The sequence below is a fragment of the Rhodococcus sp. IEGM 1351 genome (genome assembly GCF_030056875.1).
GTDB lineage: Bacteria > Actinomycetota > Actinomycetes > Mycobacteriales > Mycobacteriaceae > Rhodococcus_F > Rhodococcus_F opacus.
In genome coordinates this window covers 76,172-92,510 of the sequence record NZ_JASHKU010000017.1, presented here as the reverse complement: position 1 = coordinate 92,510, position 16,339 = coordinate 76,172, and the positions used below count along the sequence as shown (strand labels likewise).

The 16,339-nt window shown below is 68.4% G+C and carries 19 protein-coding genes; 12 read left to right on the top strand and 7 right to left on the bottom strand.

Translation table 11 applies throughout. The features are described from left to right. Window positions 1-36: 36 nt before the first annotated feature. The 3 genes from QM806_RS26990 to QM806_RS26980 all read left to right on the top strand — a co-directional run bounded on the left by QM806_RS26990 (window position 37) and on the right by QM806_RS26980 (window position 2,583). Window positions 37-1,104: an FUSC family protein gene (locus tag QM806_RS26990; RefSeq protein WP_005260036.1), complete on the top strand. Its 1,068-nt coding sequence runs from the start codon at window positions 37-39 to the stop codon at window positions 1,102-1,104. Between the two features lie 72 nt (window positions 1,105-1,176). Next, on the top strand, window positions 1,177-2,103 hold the full coding sequence (locus tag QM806_RS26985) for a cation diffusion facilitator family transporter (protein WP_144285646.1): 927 nt from the start codon (window positions 1,177-1,179) through the stop codon (window positions 2,101-2,103). 69 nt (window positions 2,104-2,172) lie between these two features. Beyond that, window positions 2,173-2,583: a hypothetical protein gene (locus QM806_RS26980; RefSeq protein WP_120659484.1), complete on the top strand. Its 411-nt coding sequence runs from the start codon at window positions 2,173-2,175 to the stop codon at window positions 2,581-2,583. Between the two features lie 3 nt (window positions 2,584-2,586). On the opposite strand, the gene QM806_RS26975 is transcribed toward QM806_RS26980, so the two are convergent. Continuing rightward, window positions 2,587-3,048, bottom strand: coding sequence for a pyridoxamine 5'-phosphate oxidase family protein (locus tag QM806_RS26975; RefSeq protein WP_265147172.1), 462 nt, complete (start codon window positions 3,046-3,048; stop codon window positions 2,587-2,589). Window positions 3,049-3,111: 63 nt separating this feature from the next. On the opposite strand from QM806_RS26975, the gene QM806_RS26970 reads away from it, so the two are divergent. Then, window positions 3,112-4,068 (top strand): helix-turn-helix transcriptional regulator, encoded by a 957-nt coding sequence (locus QM806_RS26970; RefSeq protein WP_120659482.1) that lies wholly within the window; start codon window positions 3,112-3,114, stop codon window positions 4,066-4,068. Window positions 4,069-4,085: 17 nt separating this feature from the next. On the opposite strand, the gene QM806_RS26965 is transcribed toward QM806_RS26970, so the two are convergent. Both QM806_RS26965 and QM806_RS26960 read right to left on the bottom strand, forming a co-directional pair. Beyond that, on the bottom strand, window positions 4,086-5,255 hold the full coding sequence (locus QM806_RS26965; protein WP_120659481.1) for a thiolase family protein: 1,170 nt from the start codon (window positions 5,253-5,255) through the stop codon (window positions 4,086-4,088). A gap of 30 nt (window positions 5,256-5,285) precedes the next feature. After that, on the bottom strand, window positions 5,286-6,692 hold the full coding sequence (locus QM806_RS26960) for an MFS transporter (protein WP_169693145.1): 1,407 nt from the start codon (window positions 6,690-6,692) through the stop codon (window positions 5,286-5,288). 106 nt (window positions 6,693-6,798) lie between these two features. On the opposite strand from QM806_RS26960, the gene QM806_RS26955 reads away from it, so the two are divergent. Genes QM806_RS26955 through QM806_RS26940 form a run of 4 tightly spaced genes read left to right on the top strand, consistent with a single transcriptional unit; the run spans window position 6,799 to window position 8,986 of the window. Next, entirely contained in the window at window positions 6,799-7,398 is a 600-nt protein-coding gene (locus QM806_RS26955; protein WP_005574921.1) for a sulfite oxidase-like oxidoreductase, read from the top strand. Beyond that, on the top strand, window positions 7,388-8,155 hold the full coding sequence (locus tag QM806_RS26950) for a ferredoxin reductase (protein ID WP_061045714.1): 768 nt from the start codon (window positions 7,388-7,390) through the stop codon (window positions 8,153-8,155). The genes QM806_RS26955 and QM806_RS26950 overlap by 11 nt, the downstream gene beginning before the upstream one ends. A 19-nt stretch (window positions 8,156-8,174) precedes the next feature. Further along, window positions 8,175-8,447, top strand: a complete 273-nt coding sequence (locus QM806_RS26945; RefSeq protein WP_283293359.1) for a DUF6510 family protein — start codon at window positions 8,175-8,177, stop codon at window positions 8,445-8,447. Window positions 8,448-8,488: 41 nt separating this feature from the next. Then, window positions 8,489-8,986 (top strand): winged helix-turn-helix transcriptional regulator, encoded by a 498-nt coding sequence (locus QM806_RS26940; protein ID WP_005574916.1) that lies wholly within the window; start codon window positions 8,489-8,491, stop codon window positions 8,984-8,986. A 39-nt stretch (window positions 8,987-9,025) separates the two neighbouring features. On the opposite strand, the gene QM806_RS26935 is transcribed toward QM806_RS26940, so the two are convergent. After that, entirely contained in the window at window positions 9,026-9,799 is a 774-nt protein-coding gene (locus QM806_RS26935) for a site-2 protease family protein (protein ID WP_065489930.1), read from the bottom strand. Next, window positions 9,796-10,449 carry a hypothetical protein gene (locus QM806_RS26930; protein WP_005574912.1) on the bottom strand — a complete coding sequence of 218 codons (654 nt, stop codon included), beginning with the start codon at window positions 10,447-10,449 and terminating at the stop codon, window positions 9,796-9,798. The genes QM806_RS26935 and QM806_RS26930 overlap by 4 nt, the downstream gene beginning before the upstream one ends. Window positions 10,450-10,667: 218 nt before the next feature. Here QM806_RS26930 and QM806_RS26925 point away from each other — a divergent pair, with 218 nt between their 5' ends. Together QM806_RS26925 and QM806_RS26920 are read left to right on the top strand one after the other, a co-directional pair. Next, window positions 10,668-11,957, top strand: a complete 1,290-nt coding sequence (locus tag QM806_RS26925; protein ID WP_005260012.1) for an adenylosuccinate synthase — start codon at window positions 10,668-10,670, stop codon at window positions 11,955-11,957. An 85-nt stretch (window positions 11,958-12,042) separates the two neighbouring features. Next, on the top strand, window positions 12,043-12,474 hold the full coding sequence (locus QM806_RS26920) for a racemase (protein ID WP_240482941.1): 432 nt from the start codon (window positions 12,043-12,045) through the stop codon (window positions 12,472-12,474). Here the strand turns inward: QM806_RS26920 and QM806_RS26915 are convergent. Further along, window positions 12,410-13,003 carry a methylated-DNA--[protein]-cysteine S-methyltransferase gene (locus QM806_RS26915; protein ID WP_240960719.1) on the bottom strand — a complete coding sequence of 198 codons (594 nt, stop codon included), beginning with the start codon at window positions 13,001-13,003 and terminating at the stop codon, window positions 12,410-12,412. The two genes, QM806_RS26920 and QM806_RS26915, sit on opposite strands and share 65 nt — an antisense overlap. A gap of 32 nt (window positions 13,004-13,035) precedes the next feature. Here QM806_RS26915 and QM806_RS26910 point away from each other — a divergent pair, with 32 nt between their 5' ends. Next, window positions 13,036-14,574, top strand: coding sequence for an alkaline phosphatase D family protein (locus tag QM806_RS26910; protein WP_167117270.1), 1,539 nt, complete (start codon window positions 13,036-13,038; stop codon window positions 14,572-14,574). Here the strand turns inward: QM806_RS26910 and QM806_RS26905 are convergent. Next, the gene (locus tag QM806_RS26905; protein WP_206032596.1) at window positions 14,547-14,759 is read right to left on the bottom strand and encodes a hypothetical protein; all 213 of its coding nucleotides are present in this window, start codon (window positions 14,757-14,759) and stop codon (window positions 14,547-14,549) included. The two genes, QM806_RS26910 and QM806_RS26905, sit on opposite strands and share 28 nt — an antisense overlap. Window positions 14,760-14,821: 62 nt before the next feature. Between QM806_RS26905 and yczR the strand changes: the two genes are divergently transcribed. Further along, complete coding sequence (yczR, locus tag QM806_RS26900) at window positions 14,822-16,306, top strand: MocR-like transcription factor YczR (protein ID WP_054247810.1); 1,485 nt, start codon at window positions 14,822-14,824, stop codon at window positions 16,304-16,306. Window positions 16,307-16,339: the final 33 nt, after the last annotated feature.

Genomic DNA, 16,339 nt, shown 5'->3' with positions numbered 1-16,339 from the left:
CGGGACGGGCTGAGGACTTCGGCCCAGCGACTGCGGGTGTCGGCACTGCCCATCCTGCAGTGCGCGATCGCTGCCGGCGCTGCCTGGTGGGTGGCGACGGTGGTGATCGGTCACCCGACGCCGTTCTTCGCGCCGATCGCCGCGGTGGTATCGCTGGGGCTGTCACTCGGCGCCCGCCTGCGCCGTTCCGTCGAGTTGGTGGCCGGTGTGACGATCGGGATCGGGGTCGGCGACCTCATCGTCTCCGTGATCGGGAGCGGTACCTGGCAGATCACCCTTGTCGTGATTCTGGCGATGTCCGCGGCCGTATTGCTGAACAGCGGACCGATCTTCTCGATGCAGGCGGGTAACTCCGCGGTGCTCGTGGCGACGTTGCTGCCACCCGGCGGCACCGCAGGTATCGACCGCATGGTGGACGCTCTGACCGGTGGCCTGGTGGGGATCGCCGTCGTCGCGCTGATTCCCACGCATCCCGTGGGGCGGGCGCGGAAGTACGCCGCGAACGTTCTCGGGACGGCGTCCGAAGTGATGCAGCTGGTGGCCGACGGTCTGGTGGCCAACGACGACAAGCCCATCGAGAAGGCCCTCCAAAAGGCGCGGGCAACGCAGGCGTCCATCGACACGCTGCGAACCCACCTCGCGGGCGGCCGCGAGATCAGCCGCATCTCGCCGCTGTACTGGAACACCCGCGGCCGGCTCGAACGACTCACCGCGGCCGCGGACCCACTCGACAATGCCTTGCGCAACATCCGGGTGCTCGCGCGGCGTTCGCTCACGCTGGTGCGTGACGACGAGATTCTCAACCCACGGCTCGTCGACCAGGTGGAGAAACTCGCCCACGCCTTGGAAACCCTCCGGCAGATGGCGCTCGCGGACCCCGGTCAGCAACCCGATCAGGCCGAGGCGGCGCGGGTGCTCCGTTCGGTGGCGTCGGGATTGAAACCGGAACTGGTGGAGAACGCGGGCCTGTCGGCCACGGTCGTCTTCGCGCAGATCCGGTCACTGACCGTCGACCTTCTGCAGGTCGCAGGGCTGAAGCGCATTTCGGCCATCGCCACCCTGCCGCCGACCGTGGAGAAGCCGGCCTATCGTCCCGAGCTCTGACCGCCCGAGCACGCTGTTGAACGTATGCGCATGTACGCATATGATCGGCAGAACTCGGGAGGAGGCTCACCCATGGGAGTCGGTCACGGCCATTCGCACGGCAACACGCAAGGCGGCGGTGAGGTAGGCCCGTCGCGGGGGCGGATCCGCCGCATGGTGATCGCTCTCGTCATCCTCCTCGCGTTCCTCGTTCTCGAGGTCGTCGTCGGTCTGACCGTCAACTCGCTGTCGCTGCTCGCCGACGCCGGGCACATGCTGACCGACGTCGTCGGAATGTCGATGGGTCTCGTCGCACTGCTCCTGGCACGCAAAGGCAGTGCCACCGCGGCCCGGACCTTCGGCTGGCACCGTGCCGAAGTGCTCACGGCCATGGCCAATGCCGCGATGCTGCTCGCCGTCGCGGTCTGGGTGTTCTACGAGGCGATCTCCCGCATCGGCGACGCCCCCGACCTTCCGGGCATGGCGCTGATCCTCACCGCATCCGTCGGACTGGCCGCGAACCTCGTGGTGATGCTGATGCTGCGCGCCGATTCCAAGGACAGCCTGGCAGTCCGCGGCGCATACCTCGAAGTGCTCGCGGACGCCGTCGGCAGCGTCGGCGTGCTCATCGCCGGCGGCGTCGTGCTGGCGTTCGACTGGACCTACGCCGACATCATCGTCGGTGTCCTCATCTCGCTGTGGGTGGTGCCGCGGGCGATGAAACTGGCGGCCGCGTCGCTGCGCATCCTCACGCAGGCATCTCCCGAGGACGTCGACGTCGAATCGGTGCAGGCCGACCTCGAAGCGCTGCCCGGGGTCACCGGTGTCCACGACCTCCACGTGTGGACGCTCACGACGGGAATGGACGTGGCCACCGTCCACCTGACCACGGACGCCGACTCGTCCGCCGTCCTCGAATCGGCGCGGACCGTCCTCGAGAGCCACCTGCTCTCCCACGCCACGGTGCAGGTGGAATCCACCGCCAACGGACGCCACTGCGCCGAGAACGTCACCTGGTAGGGGCCCTGTCTGTTTCGTCCGGTTACGCGGCGGGAAACCGTTGTGGGACGACTCACGGAAGGGAACCCCATGTCCACTCTCGCAGCGTTCGCACGACCCGTCGCCATTGCCGCACTCGGTGCGGCCGCCCTCTTCGCAGCACCGGCCGCCGCCTCCGCCGCGCCGTTCATGCCCGATCCGCTGGCGAACTGTAAGCCCGCCGCGACGCTCGATGTCGAAAAGGAAGGCAACCAGGTCGAGTGGGAGTTCGAGGGACCGGAAAAGGCCACGACCGACGCCCAGGTGACGTACCTCAACATCGGCGGCCAGGCGCCGACGCTCGGCACGTCCGGACCGTTGACGAACGGTGAGGGTGTCGAACGCGAACTGCCCGGCTTCACCGCCCATTTGATCCCCGGCGGAACCTACGATCCGGACGGTCCTGCCAAGAATGGCGAGGCAACCTGCCCCCTCGGCTTCGGATTCGCCGTCACGCAGTGACCGTCACTTGGTGAACCGGGTGACACCCGCACCCGGCCGCCACAGGTCGACGTACAGGTGGTCGCCGTCGACGGTGGTGAGCACCACCTCGTCGAGGCCGAGTTCGAAGACGTCCGCCTCGGGGATTTCGTCGGGGTAGTGCTCGAGGATCTGCTGTTTCCGCTCTCCGAGGATCTCGTCTGCGCGGCCGCTGATCTTGGCGTCGCCGCCGTCCATCGTGTGGTGACCGGGGTTGCTGTGGAGAGAGAATCGCGGATCGCGTTGCAGGTCCTGCACTTTGCGTGCACCGACCATCGAGCCGAGCAGTAGCGCGCCCTCGTAGGACTCGACCTCGGTGCCGCTCACTCTCGGGGCACCGTCCTTGCGGAGCGTCGCCAGCACGTGGTGCTTGTGCGCCTCGAAGCGTGCGGCGACAGCCTTGGCGAGGTCGGGTGCTTCTGTCTCGAACTGCGTCCAGTTGGTCATGCCGACCAGTGTGCTCTCCTATCCCTGACATCTACTGTCAGGGATTTTCACTAGAATCGGAGCATGCGTTCGAGTCGGCTCGTCGAGGTGATGCTCCGTCTGGAGGGCAGTCGCAGGGCCACCGCGCAGCAACTCGCGGACGAACTCGGGGTCTCGGTCCGCACCGTGTATCGCGACGTCACGGCGTTGTCGGCGGCCGGTGTGCCGGTGTGGACGGAGAGCGGACCCGGTGGCGGAATCCGGTTGCTCGACGGCTGGCAGTCGAAACTCGGCGGGATGACGGGCGAGGAGACGTCCGCGTTGATGTTGCTCGGTGTCCCGTCGATCGCCGACGATCTCGGTCTTCGCGACGTCACCGCTGCCGCGCAGTCGAAGCTGTTGGGGGCGTTGCCTGTCCCGCTGCGCGCCGGGGCTCAGCTGTGGCGGGATCGGCTCTACGTCGACGCCCCCGGCTGGTTCGACGGGCCACGCGACAACGGCGATCTCCCGGTGGTGGCGTCCGCGGTGCTCGAGGGTCGGCGTCTCGGTATCCGCTACCGGAAGGGGAGCCGTTCCGCGGCAAGAACTCTCGATCCCCTGGGTCTGGTGGCGAAGGCCGGTGTCTGGTATCTCGTTGCGCAGCATCGCGGACGGACGCTGTCGTACCGGGTGTCGCGGATCAGTGACGCGACCGTGCTGAATCAACCGGCGGTACGTCCCGAGAATTTCGATCTGGGTGCGTGGTGGACGGCGTCGGTGGCCGAATTCGATCGTGTCCTTCTGCGATTCCGGTGCCGCGTGCGGCTCTCGCCCGCGTCGTGGCGACGGCTGCCGCGGGTGGTGGGTGTGGAAGCCGCACGCGTCGAACCCGGCCCGCCGGATGACGCCGGCTGGGTGACCGTCGACCTGTCGCTCGAGGCCGAAGACGTGGCACTCGACCAGTTGACCGTTCTCGGCGGGGGAGTCGAAGTGCTCCAGCCGCCTTCGCTACGCGAATCGCTGCGTGCGGTGGGAGACGCGATCGCCCGTCGGAACGGCTGAGATGGACTACCTCCGCGTCACCGGAGTCGTTCGAGCACCGTGGCGTTGGCGAGTCCGCCGGCCTCGCACATGGTCTGCAGGCCGAACCGGGCCCCGCGCTGGTCCATCGCGTTCACCAGCGTGGTCATGAGCCGGGCGCCGCTGGCCCCCAGCGGATGTCCGAGCGCGATCGCGCCGCCGTGCACGTTGACGCGGTCCAGGTCGGCTCCGGTGTCCGCGGCCCAGGCCAGGACCACCGGCGCGAAGGCCTCGTTGACTTCGAACAGGTCGATGTCGGAGATGTCGAGGCCGCTGCGCTGCAGCACCTTGCGTGTCGCGGGGATGACCGCGGTGAGCATCATCAGCGGATCGTCGCCGACGACGGAGAAGCTGTGGAGCCGGGCCAGCGGCCGCAGTCCCAGGCGTCCCGCGATCTCACTCGTGGTGATCATGAGCGCCGCACTTCCGTCCGACAGGGGACTGCTGTTGCCCGCGGTGATCGACCAGTCGATCTGCGGGAACCTCTCCTCGTGGAAGTCACTGCGGAAGGCCGGTCGCAGGCCGGCGAGAGCGTCCAGCGTCGTGTCCGGCCGGATGGCCTCGTCGACGCTCAGCTCCGGCAGGACGGCGAGTTCCTTCGCGAAGTTCCCGGCACTCGTTGCCGCCGAGGCCTTCTGATGGCTGCGCAGGGCGAACTCGTCCAGCTGGGTGCGCGAGAGTCCCCACCGGGCGGCGATGAGTTCGGCGCTGATGCCCTGCGGGACGAGGCCGTCGGGGTAGCGGCGCTCGAAGCCGACACCCATCGATTCGCGTCCGATGCTGCTGGACCCCATGGGAACTCGGCCCATCGATTCGACTCCGGCGGCGACGACGATGTCGTAGGCGCCCGACATCACGCCCTGCGCGGCGAAGTGGACGGCCTGCTGGCTGCTGCCGCACTGCCGGTCGACGGTCGTGCCGGGCACGGATTCGGGGAATCCGGCGGCGAGAAGCGCACTGCGGGTGATGTTCTGGCTCTGGTCACCGACCTGGGTGACGGTGCCGCCGATGACGTCGTCGATCAGTGCGGGATCGATTCCCGTGCGCTCGACGAGGGTCGACAGGCTGTGGGCGAGAAGGTCGACGGGGTGCACTCCGTGCAGGGCGCCGGAGGGCTTGCCCTTGCCGATCGGCGTGCGGACGGCCTCGACGATGACGGCGTCTCTCATGATCGTTCCTTTCGGTGCTGTGAGTACTTATCAACCGCGGGCGGTTGACAAGTACTCACGGGGTGGATTCATCCGTGTGGCGGTGAGTGCGGCGACGACGGCGACCGCGGCCACCGCCGACCAGGCGAGTTGGAACGCGGAGTGGGTGTCTTCGTCACCGGCGGTCGTACCGAGGAGGGCGACGAGCATGCTCACGCCCAGCACGGTTCCGACCTGACGGCTCATGGTGACGACGGCGCTACCGGTGGCCGAGCGCGACTGCGGTAGTCCGGCGGTGGCGGACGACAGGATCGTCGGCAACGCCAGACCGACCCCGACACCGGCGATCATCCAGCCGGGCAGTAGTTCCGACGCGTACTGCGGTTCCATCCCGACGGACGAGAGAACGAGCACGGCGCCGGCCGCCCACAGGGCGCTGCCCGCCGCGGTGATCGCTCCGGCCGAGAACCTGCGGGACAGGAACTGGCCGACCACGGCGAACACCGGCACCATCAACGGGCCCGGCGCGATCGCGAGACCCGTCAGCAGCGCGGAGTACCCCCACACCTGCTGCAGCCACAGGATGTTCGCGAGCAGGCCGGCTGCGAAGGCGGCACTGAACGCGAGCGCCGTCACGTTCGACCAGGCGAACGTCCGCACCTTCAGCATGGCGGGTTCGATGAGCGGCTCGCGCTGCCTGCTGTTTCTCCACCAGAACAGTGCGACCGACGCGGCAGCGACGGTGAACGCGAGCGCGATTCGGGGGTCGCCCCAGCCCCAGTCGGGTCCCTGGACCAGCCCGAGTGCGAGGGCACCGATGCCGACGGTCAACAGGGCGGCGCCGAACAGGTCGAGGTTTGTGTCACGGGCGGCCGGGCGGAAGTCGGGGACCAACCGGACGGTGGCGATCAGGAAGGCGATACCGATGGGGACGTTGATCAGGAAGGCCCAGCGCCACGACGCCTCGACGAGCAGGCCACCCACCACGGGACCGAAGGCCGCGGCCGCGGCGCCCGACGCGGCCCAGATCCGGACCGCGCCCGCACGTGTGGCTTCGGGGACCGTGCTGATGAGCAGTCCCAGGCTGGCGGGGGTCAGGGCGGCGGCACCGACGGCCTGGAGCAGTCGGAAGGCGACGAGCAGCCACAGCGAGGGGCTCAGCGCGCATGCCGCGCTCGCCGCGGTGAACAGCGCCAGCCCGAGAAGGAATCCGCGCCGGCGGCCGACGCGGTCGGCCCAGCGTCCGAGCGGAACCAGGAGTGCGGCGAACACGATCGCATAGCCGCCCAGCACCCAGCTGAGGTCGCCGAGGCTGTAGCCGGGGTAGCTCGCCGCGATGTCGCCGAACGCGACGTTGACGACGAACAGATCGAGGCTGGCGACGAACGGCGCGCCGGAAAGGACGGTGAGGAGCGGGCCGAGCCGCACTTCCTCACGCACCTGACTATTGAGAGCCATAGTCAGCAATCTACACCTGACTATGGCCATGGCAAGTCAGGTGTGACGGACGCCTCGGATCGACGGTTTGCGCTGCAGAGATCCCGAGGCGGTCCTAACGTGAGGCATGGCAGTTCTGACCCCCGGATTCCACGGCAGACCTCGCAGCGAGCACTCTCTTCCGCCCGGGCAGTACGAGGTCGGCGATTTCCCGGTCCTCTCGGCAGGACCGACGCCCCGCGTCCCGACCGAGACGTGGACGCTGACCGTGACCGACGAGACCGGCCGGCGCCACGAGTGGTCGTGGGCCGAATTCATGAAGCTCCCGCAGGAGCGGCCGACGGTCGACCTCCACTGCGTCACACGTTGGTCGAAGTTCGGAACGTCGTGGAAGGGGGTCTCGCTCGACACCCTGTTCGCGGACGTCGAGACGTCCGCGGGATTCGTCCTCGCCGGATGCGACGGCGGCTACACCACGAACCTCCCCATCGCCGACATCCTCGGCGGCAAGGCGTGGATCGTGCACACCTACGAGGGGGCGCCCCTCGCGCCGGTGCACGGGGGTCCGGCCCGTCTGCTCGTGCCGCATCTCTACCTGTGGAAGTCCGCGAAGTGGGTTCGGTCGATTCAGCTCGTCACCCAGGACGTCCCGGGCTTCTGGGAGCAACTCGGATACCACGATCGCGGCGACCCGTGGCGGGAGCAGAGGTACCAGGGTGACCAGTGAACTTCTGGGCCGCGCCGTGCTCAGCTGGCGAGTGGCGGAACTCGTCGAGTCGTGGCCCGAGACGGCGAGTGCGCGGGCACTGGTCCTCGAGGTCCCGGACTGGCCGGGGCATCGCGCCGGGCAGCACGTCGATCTCCGCCTGACCGGTCCCGACGGATACACCACCGAACGGAGCTACTCGCTGGCGTCGCCGGCCGAGCGTTCACCGGGTGGGTGGCGATTGCAGTTGGTCGTCCAGCGGGTGGCGGACGGTGAGGTGTCTCCGTATCTGACCGATGTGTTCGCCGCGGGCAATCTGATCGAGGTGCGCGGACCGATCGGTGGCTGGTTCGTGTGGTCGCCGCGCGAGGGTGGCGGCGCGCCGGTGCTTCTCGTCGCGGGTGGGTCGGGGATCGTGCCGCTGATGTCGATGATTCGCGAGCGGCGGTTCCGGCACGACCGCACGCCGTTCCGGCTCGTGTATTCCCTTCGGACGCAGGCCGACGAATTGTTCGCGGACGAGCTGAACCGGCCCGGGAGCGGCGACGGGGGAGTCGAGACGTTCGTCCTCTGCACCCGTGAGGACTCGCCGCGGCGTCCGGCGGGTCGGATCACTGCCGCCGATCTCGCGGCATGGGGATGGCCGGCGGACTTCGCGCCGCGCTGCTTCGTCTGCGGGCCCACCGGATTCGTCGAGGAGGCGGCTCGCCTGCTGCTCTCGCTCGGGCATTCGCCGGACGACATCAAGACCGAGAGATTCGGTCCTTCGGGGCCGTGACCGGAGGAAGGAATTGTCGATGAGTGCGTTGCAGGGCAACGACTTCGAGGACGGGAACGTTCTCGGCGGGCCGTTCGCGGAGATCTTCGTTCACGACCTCACCGCGGCAACCGGGCAGTGCCGGTTCTGCGGTCTCGACGGACCGATGGCGGCGGTGCACGTCTATATGCGTGCGCCCGGTGTCGTCGTGCGGTGCCCGGGATGTCAGGAGGTGCTGCTGCGACTGGTGTCGACTCCGCGCGGGCTCGAGCTCGACGCCAGCGGGTTGTCGCACCTGTCCTGGAAACTGTGAGCGCTGACTATGGAATTTGCAAGTCAGCTATGCTGAGGTGCATGGACGCGGCACGGTTGGACGGCTTTCTGGCAGATCGCGACACCTGGCGGGCGACGCACTGCTCCATCGGCAAGGCGATGGACGTGATCGGCACGCGTTCGGCCGTCCTGATCCTGCGCGAGGCCTACTACGGCACCACGCGATTCGACGACTTCGCGAAACGGGTCGGCATCACCGAGGCAGTGGCGGCGTCCAGGCTGCGTGAACTAACGGCCGAGGGACTGTTCGAGCGGCAACCCTACAAGGAGCCCGGGCAGCGCACCCGCTACGAATACGTGCTCACCGAGAAGGGGCGCGACCTCCTGCCCGCCGTGCTCGCGCTGATGCAGTGGGGCGACAAGTACCTCCAGGGCAAGCACGGTGCGCCCATCGGGATGCGGGACGACGCGACCGGCGAACCCGTGCGCGTCGAGGTCCGCAGCCCCGACCGTGAGGTGCTGCTGGCGGAACTGCGGCTGACCCCCAACTTCACCGAAGAGGATGCGTCCCGCCCGTGAGTACTTCTCAACCGCCCGCGGTTAATAAGTACTCACGGGTCAGAGCCAGAAGCGCATCAGGTAGTTGCCGTACTGCGCGTAGATCTCCGGAACCCCGGACAGTTCGAACAGCCGGTAGATGACGTCGAAGAACACCACGTTGATCGACGGCACGAACAGCAGCGCCACGAGGATCAGCAGTCCGTACGGCTTGAACTGGTCGACGGACCTGCGGGTGCGGGGCGGCAGGAACGGCTCGAGCGCGGCGTACCCGTCGAGTCCGGGTACCGGCAGGAGATTGAGCACGGTGGCCATCACCTGCAGGAACGCGAGGAAACTCAGTCCCGTCCAGAATGCCTGGTGGTCGCCGCCCAGCCCGAACCAGCGGATCACCGCGAGGAGGACGATCGCGGACACCAGATTCACGGCGGGTCCGGCGAGCGACACCCGCGCCTGCACCTTCGGCGAGAACAGTCCGGTGCGCAGGTACACGGCGCCGCCGGGCAACCCGATCCCGCCGAGTGCGATGAACAGCACCGGCAGACCGATCGACAGCAGCGGGTGGCTGTACTTCACCGGGTTGAGCGTGAGATAGCCGCGCACCTCGACGTCGGTGTCGCCGTGCCGCCACGCCGTGAACGCGTGCGCGAACTCGTGCAGGCAGAGCGTCACCACCCATCCCGCGACCACGAGCAGGAACACCCCGACGTGGCCGAGGACGGACTCCAGTTCGGCGCGCCACGCGAGAACACCGCCGGCGACCGCCACGGCGACGACCAGAAGGAACACCGGACTGGGGCGTACCGCGGTGGTCCGCGCCCGGGGCAGGCTCATCGGACCAGCAACCACTCTTGGTCGTGACGGTAGAACGTCGAACGCTTGACTTCGCGCGGGTTCGGCACGCCGTCGCGGGTCAGCGCCGCGGCGGGCGACCCGAGCTGCACGGCGCGGCCCTCCACCCAGCGGCGGGGCAGCCAGCGCCTGCGAGGTTCGACCGACGCCCGCAGACCGGGCATCCGTGGGGTCGGGGTGACGTTCATGCTCGTCGTCGTCCCCGAGAACAACCGGGTGTCGTCGACGTAGGCCTCGCCGACGAGCGGCCCCCCGTCCGGACCCGTGACGGTGGCGCACCCGACGAGCGCGATGCCCGCGTCGTCGCGGATGAGGGGGACCGGCTTGGCCGTCCCCTTCAGCGCGGTGCGGGCGCCGCGGGCACCGGAGGACAGGTGGTAGGCGTCCGTCGCCTCCGAACGATGCTCCGCGACGTACGCGAGTTCGATGTGCAGGCGTTCGGTGCGCATCAACCGGGTCAGGGTGGCCGCGAAGGCGGCGTCGCTGCCCACCACGATCAGTCGCGGATCCACGACGACCTGAAGTTTGGAGAAGACCTCGTCGAAGTCGTCCTTGTCCGGGACGGCAGGTGCGCTCGAGGTCGAAATGGAGCCCAGAGGTAGGGGAAGCGGCACGTCGCCGCAAATGAGCACTACGGGGGTCAACGCCACTCCTCGCCCGGATGTCCCGCCGCGATTTCCGCAGCTTCCCTTTCGGATCATCCTAGTGGCACGCCCGAGATGGCCTCCCCAGCCGTACTGTGGGGTCTGTTCTCCGTGCCCTCGGCTAGACTGTTCCCCCGGCCACTGCCTACGAACGGCAGGACCACGCAGTCGGATACGACTGTACGTCGACCGTAGGAGACAACGTCATGCCGGCAATCGTCCTGATCGGCGCCCAGTGGGGCGACGAGGGCAAGGGCAAAGCTACCGATCTACTGGGCGGACGCCTGCAGTGGGTGGTGCGCTACCAGGGCGGTAACAACGCCGGACACACTGTGGTTCTTCCGAACGGCGACAAGTTCGCGCTGCATCTGATCCCGTCCGGAATCCTCACTCCGGGCGTCACGAACGTCATCGGCAACGGTGTCGTGGTGGACCCGGGAGTGCTGCTCACCGAACTCGCCGGACTCGACGAGCGGGGTGTGGACACCAGCCGCCTGCTGCTCTCGGCCGATGCGCACCTGATCATGCCGTACCACGTTGCCATCGACAAGGTCACCGAACGCTTCCTCGGGGCCAAGAAGATCGGCACCACCGGCCGCGGCATCGGGCCCTGCTACCAGGACAAACTCGCGCGTGTCGGCGTCCGCGTGCAGGACGTGCTGGACGAGAAGATCCTCACCCAGAAGGTCGAGGCGGCACTCGAGTTCAAGAACCAGGTGCTCGTCAAGATCTACAACCGCAAGGCCCTTGACCCGCAGCAGGTCGTCGACGAGGTGCTCGAGCAGGCAGACGGGTTCAAGCACCGGATCGCGGACACGCGCCTGCAGCTCAACGAGGCACTCGAGCGCGGCGAGACGGTGCTGCTGGAGGGTTCGCAGGGCACGCTCCTCGACGTCGACCACGGCACCTACCCCTACGTGACGTCGTCCAACCCGACGTCCGGTGGCGCAGCGGTCGGTTCGGGCATCGGACCCACCAAGATCACCACGGTGCTGGGCATCCTCAAGGCGTACACCACCCGCGTCGGCTCGGGCCCGTTCCCGACCGAACTCTTCGACCAGAACGGCGAATATCTCGCCAAGACCGGCGGCGAGGTGGGTGTCACCACCGGCCGCGCTCGTCGCACCGGATGGTTCGACGCCGTGATCGCCCGCTACGCAACGCGTGTCAACGGCATCACCGACTACTTCCTCACCAAGCTCGACGTGCTCAGCAGCCTCGACACCATCCCGATCTGCGTCGGCTACGACGTCGACGGCGTGCGGTACGACGAGATGCCCATGTCGCAGACCGACGTTCATCACGCGAAGCCGATCTACGAGGAAATGCCCGGTTGGTGGGAAGACATCTCCCATGCCCGGACGTTCGAGGAGCTCCCCAAGAACGCGCAGAACTATGTCCTGCGCCTCGAGGAACTGTCGGGTGCGTACATCTCCTGCATCGGTGTCGGCCCCGGCCGCGACGAGACCATCGTCCGCCGCGACGTGGTGCGGTAGTCCGCGCGCCTGTCGCCGAATGTGACATCGGTTCAGTTGAATTGAACCGATGCGACATTCGGCGATCCGCGATACATTCGAGCCGATGATCAGGACTGTCGAAGCGAGTACCCGGACGCCGGCCGGCCGGTGGTACGACAGCTTCCACGCAGCGGCCGCCGTCCTGGAGGCATTCGGGCACGACACGCCGGACACCGGTAGGTGTGTGGCGGTGGTGTCGACGGATCTGGGCGTCTGGGTGTTCGAGGGTGACCCGAGGTCGACGGTGGACGCGTTCGTCCACGCGGTGGAGCGGGCGATACTCGCCGGCGGGCAGGCGTTCGTGCTGGGATGCGCCAGGGTGACCGGTGCGGATCAGCGGGCCGTCCGGACCCTCCGGGTTCCGGGCGGCGACAGGATGGCGGCGGCCGCGGCGTTGGCGCGCGAACTCGTCGGCGACCCGCAGGCGCTGATCAGAACAGCACCGGGTCGTCGAAACCCGGAGTGTGCTCGAGGGCCAGCAGTTCGCGCTTGGTGAGGGTGCCGCCGCCGGCGGAGAAGCCGCCCACCTGCCCGCCGGCGGCGAGGACGCGATGGCACGGGATCACGATCGGCAGCGGGTTACGGCCGAGGGCCTGACCGACGGCCTGCGCGGCACCCGGCTTGCCGAGTTCCGCCGCGATGTCGCCGTAGGTGAGCGTGGTGCCCGGGTCGATTGCGCGGGTGAGGTCGTATACGGTGCAGTCGAATTCGGGGACTCCCTCGAAGTCGAGGTCGATCCACCGCAGATCGTCGAGTGCGCCGCCCAGATGTTCGCGTATTCCGTCGATGGCCCGCTGGACCGGTGCCGGCGGCTGGTGCTCCACCGCATCCGGGAAACAGTGTTCGAGACGCTGCCGGGTGGATTCGGGTGAACCTTCGGGCAATTGCACACCCACGATTCCGGCGGCCCGCCACGCGATGGCGCAGGTGCCGAGGGCCGTGTCGAACAGGGCGATTCCTGTGGTCACCAATCCAGTATGCCTCCCACATCTGACGTTCACCTTCCGTTGACCGCGGTTGGACATCCTCGAAGCTCGCCGACCGAGGAGATGTTTCCGTGTACCTGTCCCGCCGTGCCCTGCTCCGCTCCACCGCACTCGGGTTGCTGGCCGTGCCCGCCGCCGCGTGCTCCGATTCCGGTAGTGCGGGTCCGGCGCTGGTCCGTGAACGACCCACCCTGACGCACGGTGTCGCGGCGGGGGACGTGCGAGCCGACGGTGCGCTCGTCTGGGCGAGGTCCGACCGTCCCGCCACGATGATCGTGGAGACCTCGGCCACCGAGTCCTTCACCGACCCGATGCGGTTCGAGGGTGGACTGCTCACTCCGGACACGGACGGCACCGGACGGCTGCGGCTGACCGGACTACCCGCAGGGCAGCAGGTGCACTACCGGGTGACTCTCGAAGGCGACGACGGCGCCACCTCGGAGGCGGTGACGGGTGTCTTCCGCACCGCTCCGAGCGCCGCAGGGGACATCCGGTTGCAGTGGTCCGGGGACACGGCTGGTCAGGGGTACGGAATCAATCCGGACATCGGCGGAATGCGAATCTTCGACACGATGGCCGCGCGCGACCCGCACCTGTTCCTGCACTCGGGCGACGTCGTGTACGCCGACGGTCCGCTGAAGGAGTCCTTCACGCTGCCGGACGGACGCGTGTGGCGGAACACGGTCAGTGAGGCGAAGAGCGCGGTCGCGCAGACGCTGGACCAGTACCGCGGCCAGTACGCGTACAACCTCACCGACGACAACTACCGCAGGTTCAATTCCTCTGTGGCGCAGATCGTTCAATGGGACGATCACGAGACCGTCAACAACTGGTACCCCGGTGAGGTCCTCGATCTCGACACGTACACGGAGAAGAACGTGGACGTGCTGGCGCAGAGGGCATTCCAGGCGTACCACGAGTGGCTGCCGACGGAGCCGGCCGACGCGGTCGACGGTCGCGTCTACCGCAAGATCGGGTACGGGCCACTGCTCGACGTGTTCGTCCTCGACATGCGCACCTACAAGGACGCGAACGGGGTCAACACCGGTGCGGCCGGGCAGATTCTCGGTGCGGCCCAGAAGGACTGGCTGATCCGGGAACTCGGTGCGTCCACGGCGACGTGGAAGATCATCGCCAACGACCTCCCGCTCGGGGTGGTGGTCCCGGACGGCGACACCGCGTTCGAGGGCGTCGCGAACGGGGAGCCCGGTCAGCCGTCGGGCCGGGAATCCGAGATCGCCCAGGTGCTGTCGGCGATCAAGGCGGGGCGGATCACCGGGACGGTATGGCTCACTGCGGACGTGCACTACACCGCCGCGCACCGGTACTCTCCCGACCGCGCCGCGTACAAGGATTTCGACGAGTTCTGGGAGTTCGTCTCCGGTCCACTCAACTCGGGCGGCTTCGGTCCGAACGACCTCGACGCCACGTTCGGCCCCGAGGCCGTGTTCGTGCACGCGCCGCCCGCACCCAACTCGTCGCCGCTCGACGGATACCAGCACTTCGGTGAGGTGTTCATCGACGGGCAGACGTCGGAGTTGCGGGTGGACCTCCTCGACGCGGCCGGGACGGTGCTCTTCAGTCAGCTGCTGCCGCCGCCGGCGCGCTGATCGTCTGAACCAGGCCAGTCCGGATCTTCTGGACTGGTCGGCTGGTCGGTAAAGATTCCGCCGAGAGGGGCGCCGATCCGGAACTGCTCCAGGCGAAACACGCCCGTACCTCCCTCTTTGGGGCCGTAGTGCGCGACCGCTGCGGCCAGGAGAAGCATGCACGCGAGGGTGATCAGTGTCGTCATGGATTCGAGCTTCGCCAGAACTGGCTTTGAGTTGAATAGCCAAGAGGTTGATACTGGACTGCATGATGACTCGCGTACTCGGTGCACGCTCCCTGGCCAGGGACCTCGGCAACTGGCAGGACGACAGCAGCCGGCGGTCGGCCGCGCGGCCCGCCTACCGGGCGCTGGCCGACGGGATCCGCCTGCTCGTGCACGACGGCCGCATCCCGCTGGGGGTCGCGTTGCCGAGCGAGCGCGAACTGGCGTCGATGCTGGAGTTGAGCCGGACCACGATCACGTCATCGTATTCGGTGCTCCGGGACGAGGGGTATCTCATCAGCCGTCAGGGGTCGCGCAGCACTGTCGCGCTGCCGCTCGGGGCACGGCAGAACGGGCTGATGTTCCGGGCGCACCAGCCCGGTTCCGACAGTTCGGTGGTCGATCTCAGCTATGCCGCGATGGCCGCGCCCGCGGAGGCGGTCGAGCAGGCCTACGCCTATGCGTTGCAATCGCTTCCGCAGTTCCTGCCGACGCACGGAATGGAGCCGGTCGGGATCGGCGCGTTGCGGGACGTGATCGCCGCCCGCTACCGGGCACGAGGGCTGGAGACCTCGCCCGAGCAGATCATGGTCACCTCCGGTGCCCAGCATGCACTGCGGCTGCTCCTCAACGTGCTCACGGCGCCGGGGGAGCGGGTGCTGGTCGATCACCCCACGTACCCCAACGCGCTGGAGGCGATCCGCAGGGTCGGTGCGCGTCCGGTCCCGGTCCCGGTCCGTCCGGAGGGCGGGGCGTCCGGGGCGTGGGATCTCGACGGAATCCGCAGCGCCGCCCGGCAGACCGCGGCCCGGATGGCGTACCTGATCCCGGACTTCCACAACCCCACCGGACTGTGCCTCGACGGGTCCGGGCGGGCCGAATTGGCGCGGATCGCGCGCGACACCCGCATGACCCTGGTGGTGGACGAGACGATGGTCGACCTGTGGCTGGATGAGCCGTCCCCGGGGCCGGTCGCGGCGCACGGCAGGGGAGCCGCGAAGTCGGAGGTCGTGACGATCGGGTCGGCGGCGAAGTCGTTCTGGGGCGGGCTGCGCGTCGGCTGGATTCGCGCCGATCCGGCCCTGATCACCCGGCTCGCCGGGGCGCGGGCCGCGGTCGATCTGGGCACGCCGGTGATGGACCAGCTCGCGGCGGCGCATCTGCTCTCCGACGACGAACTCGTCCTCGCACGACGCCGGGCGGAGCTGCGGGAACAGCGGAGCGCGATGCTCGACGCTCTCGCCGACCGCCTGCCGGACTGGATCCCGACCATCGGTTCGGGAGGGATGTCGCTGTGGCTGCGCATGCCCGCGCCGGTGTCGACGGCGCTGGCCGCGACGGCCCCCAACTTCGGGGTGCTGCTGGCGGCGGGACCGCGCTTCGGTGTGGAGGGCGCGTTCGAGCGGTTCGTCCGGCTCCCGTACGCGCGGACGTCCGACGAGCTGCGCCGCGGTGTCGACTGCATCGCGGCAGCGTACGACACGCTGGCCGTCGACCGTGAGCTCGCGGAGCCGTCCCTCGTCGTCTGAGCCCGTGAGTGGCGAAGCGTGCCGGGACACGCT